Origin of the sequence: Marinitoga hydrogenitolerans DSM 16785 (assembly GCF_900129175.1) — a bacterium.
Taxonomy (GTDB): domain Bacteria; phylum Thermotogota; class Thermotogae; order Petrotogales; family Petrotogaceae; genus Marinitoga; species Marinitoga hydrogenitolerans.
This window is the reverse complement of record NZ_FQUI01000045.1, coordinates 1-16,307: the sequence shown is the minus strand read 5'-3', so window position 1 is coordinate 16,307 and position 16,307 is coordinate 1. Positions and strand designations below refer to the sequence as shown.

At 26.4% G+C, this 16,307-nt stretch carries 13 protein-coding genes; 7 read left to right on the top strand and 6 right to left on the bottom strand.

Annotated features, from left to right (window positions below):
• Positions 1-42 precede the first annotated feature (42 nt).
• The 5 genes from BUA62_RS09845 (at position 43) to BUA62_RS09825 (ending at position 8,439) form a co-directional block, all read left to right on the top strand.
• The gene (locus BUA62_RS09845) at positions 43-1,191 is read left to right on the top strand and encodes an RNA-guided endonuclease InsQ/TnpB family protein (protein ID WP_072865885.1); all 1,149 of its coding nucleotides are present in this window, start codon (positions 43-45) and stop codon (positions 1,189-1,191) included.
• 155 nt (positions 1,192-1,346) lie between these two features.
• Positions 1,347-2,795: an HD-GYP domain-containing protein gene (locus BUA62_RS09840; RefSeq protein ID WP_072865884.1), complete on the top strand. Its 1,449-nt coding sequence runs from the start codon at positions 1,347-1,349 to the stop codon at positions 2,793-2,795.
• 2 nt (positions 2,796-2,797) lie between these two features.
• Positions 2,798-3,898, top strand: a complete 1,101-nt coding sequence (locus BUA62_RS09835; RefSeq protein ID WP_072865883.1) for an extracellular solute-binding protein — start codon at positions 2,798-2,800, stop codon at positions 3,896-3,898.
• 168 nt (positions 3,899-4,066) lie between these two features.
• On the top strand, positions 4,067-5,848 hold the full coding sequence (locus tag BUA62_RS09830) for an ABC transporter permease subunit (RefSeq protein ID WP_072865882.1): 1,782 nt from the start codon (positions 4,067-4,069) through the stop codon (positions 5,846-5,848).
• A 5-nt stretch (positions 5,849-5,853) separates the two neighbouring features.
• Entirely contained in the window at positions 5,854-8,439 is a 2,586-nt protein-coding gene (locus tag BUA62_RS09825; protein ID WP_407656636.1) for a sugar ABC transporter permease, read from the top strand.
• A 268-nt stretch (positions 8,440-8,707) separates the two neighbouring features.
• Here the strand turns inward: BUA62_RS09825 and fba are convergent, their stop codons facing one another.
• Genes fba through BUA62_RS09790 form a run of 6 tightly spaced genes read right to left on the bottom strand, consistent with a single transcriptional unit; the run spans position 8,708 to position 14,321 of the window.
• Positions 8,708-9,658: a class II fructose-1,6-bisphosphate aldolase gene (gene fba / locus BUA62_RS09815; RefSeq protein ID WP_072865880.1), complete on the bottom strand. Its 951-nt coding sequence runs from the start codon at positions 9,656-9,658 to the stop codon at positions 8,708-8,710.
• A gap of 53 nt (positions 9,659-9,711) precedes the next feature.
• A complete protein-coding gene (locus BUA62_RS09810) occupies positions 9,712-10,800 on the bottom strand; it encodes an AAA family ATPase (protein ID WP_072865879.1) in 1,089 nt (362 codons plus the stop codon).
• Positions 10,801-10,808: 8 nt separating this feature from the next.
• A complete protein-coding gene (locus tag BUA62_RS09805) occupies positions 10,809-11,159 on the bottom strand; it encodes a hypothetical protein (protein ID WP_072865878.1) in 351 nt (116 codons plus the stop codon).
• Between the two features lie 14 nt (positions 11,160-11,173).
• Positions 11,174-12,514 (bottom strand): B12-binding domain-containing radical SAM protein, encoded by a 1,341-nt coding sequence (locus tag BUA62_RS09800; RefSeq protein ID WP_072865877.1) that lies wholly within the window; start codon positions 12,512-12,514, stop codon positions 11,174-11,176.
• A complete protein-coding gene (locus BUA62_RS09795) occupies positions 12,514-13,281 on the bottom strand; it encodes a type III pantothenate kinase (RefSeq protein ID WP_072865876.1) in 768 nt (255 codons plus the stop codon). Before BUA62_RS09795 ends, BUA62_RS09800 begins: the two co-directional genes overlap by 1 nt.
• Positions 13,282-13,298: 17 nt before the next feature.
• A complete protein-coding gene (locus tag BUA62_RS09790) occupies positions 13,299-14,321 on the bottom strand; it encodes an L-threonylcarbamoyladenylate synthase (protein ID WP_072865875.1) in 1,023 nt (340 codons plus the stop codon).
• A gap of 762 nt (positions 14,322-15,083) precedes the next feature.
• Between BUA62_RS09790 and BUA62_RS09785 the strand changes: the two genes are divergently transcribed.
• Positions 15,084-15,662, top strand: a complete 579-nt coding sequence (locus BUA62_RS09785; protein ID WP_072865874.1) for a hypothetical protein — start codon at positions 15,084-15,086, stop codon at positions 15,660-15,662.
• Between the two features lie 159 nt (positions 15,663-15,821).
• Positions 15,822-16,205 (top strand): VanZ family protein, encoded by a 384-nt coding sequence (locus BUA62_RS09780; RefSeq protein ID WP_072865873.1) that lies wholly within the window; start codon positions 15,822-15,824, stop codon positions 16,203-16,205.
• Positions 16,206-16,307: the final 102 nt, after the last annotated feature.

Below are 16,307 nucleotides of genomic sequence, written 5' to 3'. Positions count from 1 at the left end.
AAGCAAAAAAAATAATTCATCAATTAAAAGAAGAAGATAACAATGATAAAAACATATAAAATTAAATTGCGTGTAAATAATAAGGAACGAACAAAATTAATGGCTGCAGCAGGGACAGCAAGATGGGCATATAATTTTGCTCTTGCAAAAATAGAAGAGTACTATAAAGAAACAGGAAAAATCATTGGAGATAGAGCAATAAGGAAAGAATTAACACAATTAAAACAAACTAACGAATATAATTGGCTATATAAATATTCAAACAATATCACGAAACAAGCTATAAAAGATGCTTGTGCTGCATATAAAAGATTTTTTAAAAAATTAGCAAACAAACCAAAATTTAAGGCAAAGAAAAAATCAAAACCCAGTTTCTATGTAGATCCGTATAAAATTAAGTTTAAAAATACAAAGGTGCTAATAGAAAAAATAGGATGGTTAAGACTGTTTGAAAAAGATAAAATACCAGAAAGGGGCAAATATTATAATCCGAGAGTAACATATGACGGAATTGATTGGTATCTAAGTATAAGTTTCGAAACAGAGAATATAGAAGTTGATAATGGAAAATATACAGAAGGTATAGGAATAGATTTAGGAATTAAAACATTAGCAACTATAAGCAATGGTTCAAAATATGAAAATATAAATAAAAAACATAAAGTTAAAAAGATATTAAAGCGTTTAAAAAGATTACAAAGACAAATATCAAGGAAATACGAACAAAACAAAATTCAACATAAAGGAGGTGAAGTCCGTTACCAAAAGACTAAAAATATAATAAAACTTGAGTCAAAAATAAGGAAAATACATATAAGGTTAAAAAATATCCGCAATGATTATATACATAAAATCACAGCGTCTCTGGTGAAAACCAAACCAGAATATATAGTTGTAGAGGATTTAAACATATCAGGAATGATGAAAAATAAACATCTGTCTAAAGAAATACAGCAATCAAAACTATATGAAATTATCAGACAACTGGAATATAAAACAAAAAAACATGGAATAAAATTAATAAAAGCAGACAGATATTATCCTAGCAGTAAAAAATGCCATAAATGTGGAAAAATAAAAAAGGATTTAAAATTATCAGACAGAATATATATGTGTGAATGCGGATATAAAAACGATAGGGATTTAAATGCTGCTCTGAATTTGAGGGATTATGCTTTAACTTTAATTTAAATAAACAAAGTAGGGCGAGTTACCCCCGAATTTAGGTCTGTGGAGCGTTATACCAAACGGGAGTAGTTTAGGCAAAACCGGGCGCTGTGAAGCAGAAAAGAGCATAAAACCTTATATGTATTTATAGGTTTTAGTAAGTCTTTGGTAACGGAACAATGAAAGAATATTCAATAAAGAAGTTATTTAATAGTCACATGCTATTTTTGTTAGCTTTGATATTTACCTTTTTATTTCCAACAACAGTATATTTTAATATAAAAAATGAAATTAATTATAAAAAAAATAGTTTTAATATTATTTCAAGTATTTTTTTTACTAATCTTACGAAAACTATCAATGATGAATTAGAAAAGTCAACTGGAATAATAGTTCCTAATCCGTCTGATACTATATTAAATGCATTAAAAGAAGTTGGTTCTTTAGGTGGTTATTCCATAATTAGAAATCGTGAACTATTTAATTATACTTATAATAATAATAAAATAATTTTAAAAACATTATTTTTACCGTCAATCATAAAAGATACAATGAGAAAACTGAATATCAATACAGATTATATAGTTACTTCTCTTAACAAAAATATTATTTTATCTAATATTCGTTTTGAATTTAATTTACATAACAAACATTTGATATCTAATAATATTATAAGAATTAAAGACAGATACTTTTATATCAGATTTAATAATAGTACATATAGTACTTATCCCATATACGTGTTATTTGACATGAATATAGATTTATTCAATTATATTTTCAAAAGTGCTCTTCAATGGAGTATTATAATATTTATTATATTTGGTATCACTTATATTATCAATAAAAATCATTATTTGAAAATACAAAAAAATATCGAAGATTTTTCCAAAGAAGTTGAAACTTTTGGTATTCAAATTTTAAAAGGCAAAAATTTAAATTATTCTTTAACAAAAACAAACATAAAAGAAATAGACAATATAGGTATAATGATAGATAAGGTATTTAAAAACAATATAGATTATATAAACAAAAACAAAAAACTTACACAAGATATTATAAATTTATTAGGAAACATTTCTGAATTCAGAGATGAAATCACAGGAAATCACATTATAAGAGTTGGAAAAGTTGCTAAAATATTAGCAAAATCCATATTTAAAAATGATACAATCATAGAAAATTATTATTATGCTGCTCAAATGCATGATATTGGAAAAATAGGAATTCCCGATTCAATTCTATTAAAATCTGGAAAATTAAATGATAAAGAATTTGAAATAATGAAAAAACATGCCAAAATAGGATATAATATATTGAAAAAAATAGATGATGATTTCTTCGATTTAGCTGCTAAAATAGCTCTATATCATCACGAAAAGTTTAACGGAATGGGTTATCCAAAAGGTTTGAAAGGAGAAGATATTCCTATCGAGGGAAGAATTATAGCAATATGTGATGTCTTCGATGCTTTAATATCTGAAAGACCTTATAAAAAAGCTTTCTCTTTTGAAGATGCTTTAAAAATCATAAAAACGGGCTCTGGAACACACTTTGATCCTAAAATAGTAAGTATTTTTTTAAAAAACATAGAAGAAATAAGAATAATATATACAAAGGAGAAGTGATTATGAAACTCAAAATTATAATTCCTTTATTAATAATAATTTTAATCCTTTCATACTTTTTTCTCCCACGCAAAACCATAACAATAGTAACACAAATGTCAGAAGATGAAAAAAATGGTTTAGAAAAAATTATGAAACTATATTCATTAACGCATTTTGTAAAATTTAACATTGAAAGGATTCCATTTTCAGGACATTTTTCAAGAATAGATGAAATTATTAATTCAGGACAAAAAATCGATATTGCAAGGGTAGATATAAAAACACCCAAATGGTTTGAAGAAAAATATATTAAAACCCATCCAATACTTCAATCAGTTGATTGCCTTGTTATGCTATATAACAAAAAAGAAGTTCAACCCCCACCAAAAACACTAAATGAATTATGGGCTTTTATAGAAGAAAATACCTATGATATTAATGGAAATAATTTCAAATCTTCAAAATTCGATAAAAATAAAATTAATGAGTATGCTATTTATTTACCTTATAATTCTGGTTGGTGGATGAGCACAATTTTTGGAAGTGAAGATGAAAATTTTCTAACTGTTAATGTAAATAAAGAACGATTTATTTATACAGCAAAAAAAATAAAACATTTATATAAAAACCATTTGATCCCTAAAATATCAAATAACTTTTATGACGAAATGATGAAAATGTTTGAACAAAACGAGGTAAAAATCATTTTCAATGGTCCGTGGTCTTTTTCTTCAATTCAAAAAAGCAATATAGATTTTGGTATTTCTTTAATACCAAAAGGCAAGGACACAAGTTTTTCTCCTATAGGTGGGCAACAATGGATTTTATTAAACAATTCAAAAACTGCAGAAAAAGTTTTCAAATATTTATCCACTGATAAGGTTGCTGATTTATTTTATAAATACAATAAAACCATTATGCCAAAAGAAAAACTATTAAATACACTCCAAAAAAACAACAATATTGTTGCTGCTCAATTAAAACTCGCAACAAAAATCGATGAACGCTTAAATAATATTTTATTTAAATTTTTTAGCAAAATTTTCGTTGATTATTTAAATGACAAAATTGACGAAAATGTTCTTTTTAATTACTGGACAAATTTAATAAAAGAAAATTAGAAATAAGCTCCCTTTAAATGGAGCTTATTTTTTCTTTATTCTACCATTTTTTAACATAATATTTTATTTTCAAATTGATAAAAAAGGTATTTTTATGTTATAATTATTAAGTATTTTTAATTAAAACATAAAATCTAAGTTTTTCACACATTTTAAGGGAGGGACACCATGAAAACTCTTGGCAAATTTCTGTTGTACTCTATAATCGCTCTCATGAATGCCGGATTGATATGGTCTATTTTTATTTTATCTGGCTTAGGCAATTACGGTTTAGCAGTGGTTATTGCAGCTTTTGTTGTGTTTGCAAATGTGGCAATATTTTCAAAGAAGGGTTATCCTTATAGATACACTTTACCTGCAATGTTTTTTCTATTCATTCTAACCGTATATCCTATTTATTATACTGTTAGAACTGCATTTACAAATTACGGAACAGGACATTTATTTACGAGAGATCAGGCTATTCAAATCTTATTAAATGATCCAAATTATCTGTACGAACCAGAAGATGGAAATAGTTACAACTTTAAAATTTTTGTGAAATTAGAAAAATTTCAACCCACTGAAGATTTTTTAATTGTTTTATACAATGATAAAGAGATATTATTATCAGAAAAACCGAAAGAAATTATTTATGATTCAAAAGGAAATACTAAAAATGCTTCTGCCGAATTATCTCCTGTTAATGAAAATTATATGACTGTTTCTATTAACGGAAATACTTATACTGCATTTTTAAAAAGAGAACTTGATGATTCTTTTAGAGCGTTATCTATTAATGAAAAGATGAACAATGTTCTTGGTTTCGAAAATAGTAAAGGTGATAAATATATTTATTTTTATTCACCAATTGATTCTGGAACTTTCAAAAATGCTTCCTTTTATAATACCGTATTAAGAAAAAAATATTTAGGCGTTTTAGAACTCAAAAATTATGATGGTAAAAAATATAGATTATCTTCAAAGTTTATATACAAAAAATTTTCAGAAGCCTATAGAATTTACGAATTACGAGTTAAGCCGGTTTTTGTAAATAATAAAAAAACATATAAAACTATTATTTTTAACACAAGAACAAATAAAGAATTAATAGATAGAGATAGTGCATTCTGGGATTATAACGAAAAAGGTGAATTAATTAGATTAATGGGTTATTCTTCATTTGTTGGAACATACCAATTCGATAGAATTAGAGAAGACCCAAAAATTTCTGGTCCATTTTTAAAAATATTCACATGGACTTTCACATATGCCGCACTTAGTGTTTTGTTCAGTTTCATTATCGGAATGATTCTAGCTCTTATGCTTAATGATAAATTTATGAAAGGTAGAGTATTTTATAGAACATTGTTAATTATTCCGTGGGCTGTTCCTGCTTTTATATCAGTCTTAATATGGCGAAATGGCTTTTTCAATGAAACTTATGGTATTATAAACAGATTTATCATTACTAATTTAGGACTAACTCCTATAAAATGGTTAAATGACCCTTTATGGGCAAAAATTTCAGTTCTAATAGTTAATACATGGCTCGGATTTCCATATATGATGACTATAACATTGGGTGCTTTACAAAGTATTCCTGATGAATTATATGAAGCATCTTCAATTGATGGTGCAACAAGATGGACACAATTTAGAAAAATCACTTTACCGTTGTTAATGGTGTCCTTAACTCCATTATTAGTAAGTAGTTTTGCCTTTAACTTCAATAACTTTGTAAATATTTATCTTTTAACTGGTGGTGGCCCTGCAATGCCTGGCGCAACAACTCCAGCAGGTTCAACAGATATACTAATCTCTTATACCTATAAATTAGCTTTTGAAGGTTCACGTGGTCAGGACTTTGGTTTTGCCAGTGCAATATCCATCTTAATATTTGCTATAGTTTCTGCAATTAGTTATTTCAACTTTAAATTATCAGGGGCATTTGAAGAGGTGAGCAGATAATGGCTATGATCCAAAAGAAAAATTATATTTTAAGACATATCTTTTTAATTATTGTTTTAGTTATCGTTCTTTTCCCGTTGGTTTGGGTAGTAACAACTTCTATAAGAAGAGATAATGCGGCATTTTCACCAAAATTGTTTTCATCAAGAATAACCTTAAACTATTATAGAGATCTATTATTTCCACGAGCAACTGTTCCTGAATTAATTAAAGATATTAATGGAACAGTTCATTTCATAGGTGAAAACTCAAAATTATCTCTTGATGAAGCTTCAGAAAAACTAATGAAAGAATTAACCGCTTTTGAAACCTATATTTCCCAAACAAATGATTATTTAAATGATATAGCTTCAAGATTTGAAAATATAAATAATGCAATTCAAGGAGATTACAAAAAAAATATTTTAGATGACATAAACAAATCAAGAAACAATGAACATAATAAATTGTTGGAAATGGAAAAAACTTTTTTAGTTGCTGATATTTCCACAATTAAAAATGATATTGTTTCTCTTGAAAATGAGATTAAAGATTATTATGAATCAAGAATTGCCCTCTTAAATATATTAAATTCAATAAATCAAACTAATGAAAATAAAAAATATTATCAAAATACTTTGGATACTATATTTTCCATAAAACCAAATTACACCTTATGGAATATTAAAACATATAAAAAATGGATTAAAATTGAACAAAACGAAAATATAAAGCAACTCCCTTCATTAATAAAAGCTTTATCTAATAAATGGAAAAGTATATTAGCAAAGGTTAAAGATATCAATAACAAATTCTATAATCTAGAAAAACAAAAATTAGGTGATGATTTAAATATTTTAACTTCACTTGAAAAAGAAATTACTGAAACTCAAAAAAGTATTTCTTTAATAAAAAGCGATATTTCAAAAACTGAATCATTAGTTGCAAAATATAATAGTGATTTATCATCCTTATTAGAATTATATGTTCTAAATAGTTCAAAAATAGAATCTGCAGTAAATATTTTCCAAACATACAAAAATAAAAAAATAAATTCAAATAAAGTAATGGCATTATCAGATAGCATAAAAAATATATCCAACAAATTTGAAATAATAAAAAATAATATGGAGAATTTAGCAGATTTTGAAATTTATAAAGAAGCTATAAATAAATATTATACATCTTTTTTATGGTTAAAAGATAATTTAGAGTATATCAATCCTGATCTTGAATATGTTTCACCTGCATATAAAACACTTGTTGAAACAACAAATAGTATAAATTCAACTTTAGATACATTAAATTTTATAACAACTAACTTAAAAGACAATCTCTCAAAATTAGAAAAATATCAAAACTCACTTACACAATTGAGTTCTCAATTAGAAAATATTAAAAATAAATATGCAGAAATATATAATAAAAATAAAGAAACATTAGATAATTTTGCTAAATTGAAAAAATATGGAGAATTTACTATTTTAAAAACTTTCACAAATCTTGATATTAACAATTATTATGAATCTGAATACTTAGCCGATTTATTAAATTCTAAACTTTTCGAATATTATAAACCATCTAAAAAAGATTTGAATATATTCACGTTAAGAAAAAATATAAATGAAGCAACTGAAAAATTTTTGAAAAGTAAAGCATCTTTTGAAAATATTATGTTGGAAATTTCTCCAAATCTCGAAAAAATTAAATCAAACTCATATGATTATTTGAAAATCAATTATGGTGGATACACTGCAGATATATCCCCTATTTTGGAAATTTCTGCCATATATAATTCAAAATTCGGTCCAGCTAAAGCAAATATTTCAAGGGCTTCAAGGATAGTTTCTGATTTATCTGATTCTGTCAAATATAAAACATTAAAATCAGATTTAAGAACAATTGATGGAAATATTTATAATTTATTAGATAATTGGAATCCTAAACAAAGAAAACCCTTTTTACGTTGGCTTTTAAACTCCATAATTGTTGCTGGCGTTACATCAATATTAACAGTTTTAATGACCGCTGTCGCTGCTTATCCTTTCAGCAGAATGCGCTTTTTCGGTAGAAAAGAAGGTTTGTTATATTTAATGCTTATTCAAATGTTTCCTGCTATAATGTATATGATTGCTCTATATGGAATATTAAAATTTATGGGAGATTACTTTGGCTTCATAGGTCTAGATACATTAACAGGTTTGATATTTGTATATCTTGGTGGAGTTTCATTTAATATGTGGTTAATTAAAGGATATTATGATACTATCCCAGATTCTCTTGAAGAATCTGCTATGATAGATGGTGCAACAAGATTTCAAACATTCTGGCGTATTGTATTGCCATTGGCTTCACCAATTCTAGCTGTTGTTACAATATTATCTTTCATGGGAACATTTAATGAATTTGTTATGGCAAGAATTGTTTTATCCAGCGAACAAAATTATACATATGCTGTAGGGTTACAAACCTTTACATCTGGCCCATTTGAAACCGAATGGGGATTATTCACAGCTGCTGCCTTATTAGGTGCTGTTCCTATGGTATTATTATTCTTATCAATGCAAAAATACCTTGTAGGTGGATTAACTCAGGGTTCAGTAAAAGGATAAAAAACAGCTCCAAATCGGAGCTGTTTTTTTTATTTCATATTTTATTCATTTCATCTTATAGATTCCAAGTATACAATTTTTTACTGTAAAATATTAAAAAGCATAGGAGAAGCATTAGCTCAAATAAAAGAAAAGAAGTATTATGAAAAATACAGAGGAAATGAAATATATTTAATAGGAACAAATATCAATTCTGAAAAGAGAAATATTGATGATTATATTGTTGAGAAAATATAAACTCCAGCGAATCGCTGGAGTTTATTATTTATTATTTAAATAATTCTGCTTTTCCTGTTGAACCAAGTACATCCATTCTATCTGTAATAACTTTGATTGTGTATTCTCTGGCTAATTTGAAGTATTTTCTTGGATCAAATTCTTTTGGATTTGCATTCAAGAATTCTCTCAATCCTGCTACAAATGCTATTCTTAAATCTGTATCTGTATTTACTTTATTAATTCCACATTTTACTGCTTCCTGTAATATTTCTGAAGGAACTCCTTTTGCTCCACCAAAATCTGCACCATGTTTTTCAGCAATTTCAACAAATTCTGGCACAACTGATGATGCTCCATGTAAAACTAATGGTATTTTTGTATATTCTTTTACTTTTTTAATTCTATCATAATCTATTTTAGCAGCACCTTTAAATTTAAAAGCGCCATGAGAAGTTCCGACTGCAGGAGCTAAAAAATCAACTCCTGTTTCTTCAACAAATTTCTTTGCTTCATCTGGATCAACTAAAACATTTTCTGCTGCAACTGCTTCATCTTCTATACCTGCTAATTGACCTAATTCTGCTTCTACAGAAACTCCTGCAGCATGTGCAATTTTAACTATTTCCTTTGTTATTTTCATATTTTCTTCAAATGGGTGTTCTGAAGCATCTATCATAACTGATGAATATCCAGCTTTTATTGCTGCAACAATATGCTCAAAACTTTTACCATGATCAAGGTGTAAAGCTACAGGAATATCAACTTCATCTGCAAAAGCCTTTACCATTTTTACAAAAATTTCTGCACCTTTCCTAAAATCACCATTACCAGCATATTTCATCGCACCTTGACTTGTTTCAATTATTACTGGAGAATTCTTTTTTACTCCAGCTTCAATTATGTAATGTAAGAACTCAAGGTTATTAATATTTAAAGCTGGTACTCCATATCCATGTTTGTCTGCATTTTCCAAAATTACTTTTGTATCTACATAAGGCATATTAACCCCTCCCTATAAAATAATATTTCCTGATTAATTATAGCATATTACTGTTAAATCTCTTCTAACCAATTTACATTATCCAAAACAATAGCCAACTCTTCAAATAACTTTTCAAAAAATGCTTTTTTTAACCCTTTATTTTTACTTGCAAAATGATCGATGCTTCTTAATATAGAATATGCAGAATCTTTAGAAATAATCATTGATAATTTCTTAATATTTCTTGCTATCAATTTATGCTCCGAATTATCAAGTATTTTTATCATATCATCCTCTTCTAAATTCTCAAAATATTTATTTATTCTTAAAATTATAGAATTTTGTTTATCTATATCCATATTTTTTATTCTATTAAAAACTATATCATCCATGTCAAAAAGGATTTTTTTCGGTGTTGGTAAATTACTTTTATTTTCTAAATGATTTACAAAAGTTCTTGCCGCTTCAGGACCAACAATACCTGAAGATAATATATATGCATACTCTTTTAATTCGTCTTCTGTTAAATTATTTAATACTCTACTCAATTTATACCAACTTCTTGGACTTGGTTTTAAATCAAGTCTAAAAGATACACTTTTACCATTAGAGATAAATTCTGGATACTCTTTTATAAAAGAAATAATTTCATTTGAAACATTCTGATTCTCAGCCCAATTTATCCATTCTTCTGGAGAAGAATTTAAACTTAAATGAAAAAACCTTGACATAAATGCTGGATCTGTTATTAAATCAACCTGATCATAATCATCATCTGGCGGATTTGCTGCAGCCATTATCCATGTTCCATCAGGCAAAACATGATTGTGTATCTTTCTATCCAATAATAATTGCATTATAGCATTTCTAATAGATCTATGAGCTCTATTTATTTCATCTATCATTATAATAGTATTATCTTTTTCTGGCCACCAATCTGGTTTTAAAAATACTGTTTTATCTTCATTTCTCGAAGGAAGTCCTATTAAATCACCAGGTTCCATTTGAGAAATTACCAAAATTATTAATTCCCTATTAGTTTCTCTAGCTATATCACGTGCTATATCCGTTTTACCAACACCAAAATGACCCCAAATTAAAGGAATTTCCCTGGATTCCATAATTTTTTTAGATAAAAATTTTATATCACTTGGTTTCACATAATCACCTACCCATTTGAATTAAATTTTCTTTTTGAAACTTCTTCTTGTATTTTCATATATCCATTTTTTATTGCTATCTTTCCTTTATTTGCAGTTTTTAATTGTTGCTTAATTTTCTCCATATCTTTCTTTATCTTTTCCATTTTTATATTATCATCATTTAATAACTTCTCAATTCTATCCTGTATTATTTTCTCTTCAGAAAATAATGCCATTTTTTCTAATATTTTTTTCCTTTGTTCCAAAATTTTTGGAAGTGTTTCGAAATCTTCATTCTGTATTATTCTATTTATTAAACCTTCTATTTTATCAAGTTCTGCTATTAACGAATTAATTTCATTTGAGTTTTCGTTCATATTCTCACCTAACTTTAATTAAATTTGTTTTTTTTCACCCTTAAATATGATTTAATCATTTCTATTTCTTCTACACTCATACCATACTTCCACCAATGTGGTAAAATAGAATTATTTAATAGTAAGGGGTCTGTATCCATTTTTAACCATCCTCTTGAAACTAGTTCCATATATTGTGGCGTGTTTGGTATAGGTGTAAATTCATTTACTGAAGGAATGATCCCTAAATCAAAACAAAAATCTATTCCACTTATTACATCTTCAACTTTTTGATCAGGTAAATTCGCCATAATATATGCTGATGTTTCATTTAACCCATTAGCTAATAAAAATTTTGTTGCTTTTAAAAGTTCTTCATTTGTAACCTTTCCTCCTGTTTTTTTCTGCAATTCTTCATTAGATGTTTCATACCCTAATTTTATCACTTTAAAATTTGCTTTAGAAAATAACTCTGCTATTTTTTCATTAACAAGTCTGGCATGTATCCCATTCGGCAAATGAAATCTCACATTAAATTTTGAAAGTTCTTCTAATAATCTTTCCTTTTCCGGATGTAATAAAAATGCATCATCAAAAAAAACAACATCTTTAACTTTTTTGAATTCTAAAATTTTCTTTAATCCTTTAATAATACTTTTTACACTTCTTATTTGATATTTCCACATCCTTGGTGTAAAACAATATGTACATTTAAACGGACAACCAATTGATGAGGTTATAACAATATACGAAATTTCATCTTCATATAATTCATATGCGGGTTCCAATTCCTCAACCCAATTTATTGTATCCACTTTTATATCATAATATGATAACAATTGATTTACTGCCATATTTCCCGTTCCAGGGATCACCTTAACATTTAATTTGTGAAAATATTGTTTTGCATGTTCTGGCATGATACTAACATATATCCCACCAAGAAATATACGCTTTTCCGGAAAAACTTCTCTTATTATTTCTATTGTTTTATATACTCCATAATACCAATATGTCATTGTTGATGTAACAATAATCCCATCAACTTCTTTATAATTTTCTAATCTCTTTCTGAATTCTTTTTCTGGTAAACCATATCTTTTTAACTTTCTTGGTATATCTCTTATTATTTCTGGTTTTTCAACTTCTTCAAAATAATATTTACCAGTTCCATAATAACGATCTTTAATTAAATTATTTTCCTTAAAATACTTATCATGCCTATTCATTAAATCAATCATATTAACTTTAAACCCATAATTTTTTAAAATACTACCTATATATAATAATCCTAAAGGTTTCAACCAAAAATCATATGCTGCAGTATCATAAATCCATGGATTTATTAATAAAAAATGTTTTGATGAATGCTTCATCAAATTTCTCCCTTCATTAAATCATAAAAAACATTTAATCCTTTTAAAGTGAGATAAGGATCATAATTTTCAAACTCTGGAATTATATTTTGTAAAGATTTTCCTATCCCACCTGTAATAACTATATCAAACTTTGTTTTATATTCCTTTTCAATATCTTTTAATAATTGTTGTATTCCATATACTACAGTTTTAATTATTCCAATCTGAATATTATCTATTGTATTTTTACCAACTGAATAATCTAAAAATTTTAATTCAACTTGAGGCAATTTTGCTGTTTTTGAAAATAACGCCATCATCTGTGTATTTATTCCTGGAATGATTGAACCACCTATAAAATCTCCATTATATATTACATCAATTGTTATTGCAGTTCCAAAATCAACTGCTATAGAATTTTTACTATAATATTTTCTTAACGCTAATGCATTTGCTATCCTATCTGCACCAACTTCATTGGGATAATCTACTTTTAATTTCATTCCATTTAATTTGTTTGAACTTACAAAGATAGCCTCTACTCCGTAATATTTCTGAGCATATTTATCAAGGATATAATTTACTGACGGAACAACAGAAGAAATTATTACTGCATTTATATCTCTTTCATAAATATTTAAACGATTTAATAACGGAAAAAGATGTGAATATAATTCATCTTCAGTTTCAAATGATTTTGTTCCTATTCTCCATGTTTGTAAAAAATCCTTTTCAAAAAGACCCACGACAATATGTGTGTTTCCAACATCAAATAATAATCGCAATATATTTCCCCCCAAAGTCATATGATTTCAGAAGATGCTTTTCTTAATCTGTTCATTATAGAAATACCTAAGCCTTTATCTTCAACACCTTCAATAATAATAACGTCATTCTTTGTTTTATCTGCCTTTCTTAACATTGAAAATAGATTCACTGCAATATTATAATAATCATTTATTTTACCTGAAACTATAATATCATATCCCTCAAAATATTTTTTATCTTCCTCAAAAAGGACAAGTAATGGATTTTTATAATCTTTTACTTTTTCTTTAATTATATCTATTCTTTTATCAGAAAATTCTATAAGTATTGTTTTTTTATCTGGAGCATAATGTCTATATTTCATTCCTGGCGCTTTTGCTTCGTCTACCTTTACTTTGCCGTATATAAATTCTGGTATTTTAATTTTACCAAATATCTTTTCTAAATTTTCTGGTAAAATTGGACCAGGTCTTAATAATACGGGTATATCTTCTGTAAGATCTATAACTGTTGACTCTAAGCCAAAATCAACATCTTCACCATCAATAATAATTTCTACTTTACCAAACATATCTTCTATAACATGTTCAACAATTGTTGGACTTGGCCGACCAGAAAGGTTTGCACTTGGCGCCGCAATAGGTACACCAGAATATTCTATTAATTTATTTGCTATTGGATGTGCTGGAACTCTCACTGCAACAGTAGGTCTGTTAGCTGATACAATATCAGGAACATTACTTCTCTTATTTAAAACAAAAGTTATAGGACCTGGAACTAACAATTTTAATTTTTCATATAATTTTTCATCTATATACACATATTCTTTAATATTTTCTATTTTATCAAAATGCATGATTAATGGATTATCTCCAGGTCTTCCTTTTGCTTTATATATATTCTTCACAGCTTTCTCATCCAAAGCATTTGCACCTAAACCATAGACAGTTTCTGTAGGAAATACAACCAAATTTCCTTCTCTAATATTTTGCGCTGCTATTTTTATCTTTTCTTCTTCTATTTTCAATGGATTTATTTTTAATATTCTTGTTTTCATTATAATCCTCCTTTGAGGTATTAAAATTCTTTATAATTACATTTTTTTATTATATCATAACATAGTTAAACTTTATATACTCTTTTTATTCATCATTATAATATTAAATTTTTTATTAGATTGTTTTCTCTAAAAAGTATCAAATGAAACGAAGACTCGAAGATTGCCCTTACACGCTACCGCGGATATTGGTTTAAATATTTTTGATTTTATAAAAAATTTTTTGAGATATCGCTCGATTACAGCGAGTAATCGGAATAAATAATTTTTATTATATAATATTATAAATCCTTTTCCCTTAAATTTTTTTATATTTAAAAAATCTAAGCGTAAAATGGAAGCCGTCAAAAAAACAGGATGTTTTTTTGAGCGAAGCTTTTTCATAGATGAAAAATCTGAGCGACGGCTGAGAGTGAATAATTTTAAAGATAAGCAACCAAGCTGCCTGAGTGAATTTGACTTTTTAGACATCGTAATTTTTTTATTTTAATTCCCAAAAAGAAAACTATTAGAAATGAAAACGAAATAAAAAATTCTTATAATTCGGTTATATATATATTAATTTTCTTTTAATAGTATTTTTATAAATTATAATCTTTAATAAAATAAAAGATTCACTTTTTAGAAAATACTGTATTACAAGTTACATTCATTTCTTCTAAAGATTCCATAAGATTAAAAAATAGACTTCTTAAGTAACAAAGAAATTTTAGGATTTAATTTGAATAAAACAAACTAAAAATTACTGAAAGGTGGGGAATTATGAAGAAAAGACTATTTTTATTTATTTTAGTATTTATATCTGTTTTTACCTATGGTAAAACCTTAATTGGAGGATATTATTGGAGTGACATTTTCTTTGGATTTAGTGGTGTAAGCATTTATGGTGGAGTAGAGAAAAATATTGACTTTATTAATCTTGAAGAAACTATAGGAATTAAGGATAATTTATTAACATTTCAATATTTTTACGGTGTTGGTATTAATTATTTAAAATTTGATCCAACCGTATTAGGTATAGGTGATTACACATTAAATGATTTTGCGTTAAAAGGAATTATTGCAGGAAATATTGGAATTCCTTTATTAAGTTTTTCTATATTCGATTATAACGCTATGCCTGCTGTTTATCTTGAACTAAACTCTAACTACTATTTTTCAGAATTAACTGTTGAAGACAAAAATAAAATTTCTGGTTTAGTTTTAAGCGATCATCTAGCAATCACATATAAATATGGCGCTAAATTAATTTTTAATCCAAAAAATTTAAATAGCAAGTTTATCATTAGGCCTATCTTTTTTCCATGGCCTTTTATAATTGGAGCTGAAGTTTTATTCTAAAAAGATTATTTTTATTATGGCTAATATTTTTTTTAAATGTTTATTTTCAATATAAATTAGATAAAATAACAGGTATTTTAATACCTGTTATTTTTATTTTAAATACTTTTCTAATTTCCGTATCATAAATATAGTAGAATACATTTGAGAGGTGAGCCTATGGAAAATAAAAAAACAACATTTATATGGGATATTATTTTTATTATTTATTTAATTGTTCTTATATATTTTGCTACTACGCCAAAACCACCTTTTAATTATTCTCGTTTTCCAAACGAAGATAAAATGTGGCATTTTTTGGCCTATGGTGGTGGGATGTTTTTATTCTTAAAAACTTATTTTCATAGAAAAATTTTATTATATTTATTTGGCGGTATAATTTTTATACTTCCAATAGGGAGTGAGTATATACAGGCTTTATCACCTTATAGATATTTTTCTATGTTTGATGCATTAGCAAGTTATGCTGGAATTTTTACTGTGATTTTAATTTTATTTATACACAAAAAAATTGTTTTATCTATACTTAATAATAAAAAATAGGGTTTTGCAACCTTACTTGCTTTTCAAGCATTATTTTTTTGGTTCCCATTTTTATAATTAATTTTTATTTTATATTATATTTATAATATAAAATAGGGTTTT

Bases quoted from the DNA above. Each gene is read 5' to 3' on its own strand.
- BUA62_RS09785 (WP_072865874.1), top strand. From the start codon at position 15,084: ATGAAGAAAAGACTATTTTTATTTATTTTAGTATTTATATCTGTTTTT.
- BUA62_RS09825 (WP_407656636.1), top strand. From the start codon at position 5,854: ATGATCCAAAAGAAAAATTATATTTTAAGACATATCTTTTTAATTATT.
- BUA62_RS09845 (WP_072865885.1), top strand. From the start codon at position 43: ATGATAAAAACATATAAAATTAAATTGCGTGTAAATAATAAGGAACGA.
- BUA62_RS09835 (WP_072865883.1), top strand. From the start codon at position 2,798: ATGAAACTCAAAATTATAATTCCTTTATTAATAATAATTTTAATCCTT.
- BUA62_RS09805 (WP_072865878.1), bottom strand. From the start codon at position 11,159: ATGAACGAAAACTCAAATGAAATTAATTCGTTAATAGCAGAACTTGAT.
- fba (WP_072865880.1), bottom strand. From the start codon at position 9,658: ATGCCTTATGTAGATACAAAAGTAATTTTGGAAAATGCAGACAAACAT.
- BUA62_RS09780 (WP_072865873.1), top strand. From the start codon at position 15,822: ATGGAAAATAAAAAAACAACATTTATATGGGATATTATTTTTATTATT.
- BUA62_RS09840 (WP_072865884.1), top strand. From the start codon at position 1,347: ATGAAAGAATATTCAATAAAGAAGTTATTTAATAGTCACATGCTATTT.
- BUA62_RS09790 (WP_072865875.1), bottom strand. From the start codon at position 14,321: ATGAAAACAAGAATATTAAAAATAAATCCATTGAAAATAGAAGAAGAA.
- BUA62_RS09800 (WP_072865877.1), bottom strand. From the start codon at position 12,514: ATGAAGCATTCATCAAAACATTTTTTATTAATAAATCCATGGATTTAT.
- BUA62_RS09830 (WP_072865882.1), top strand. From the start codon at position 4,067: ATGAAAACTCTTGGCAAATTTCTGTTGTACTCTATAATCGCTCTCATG.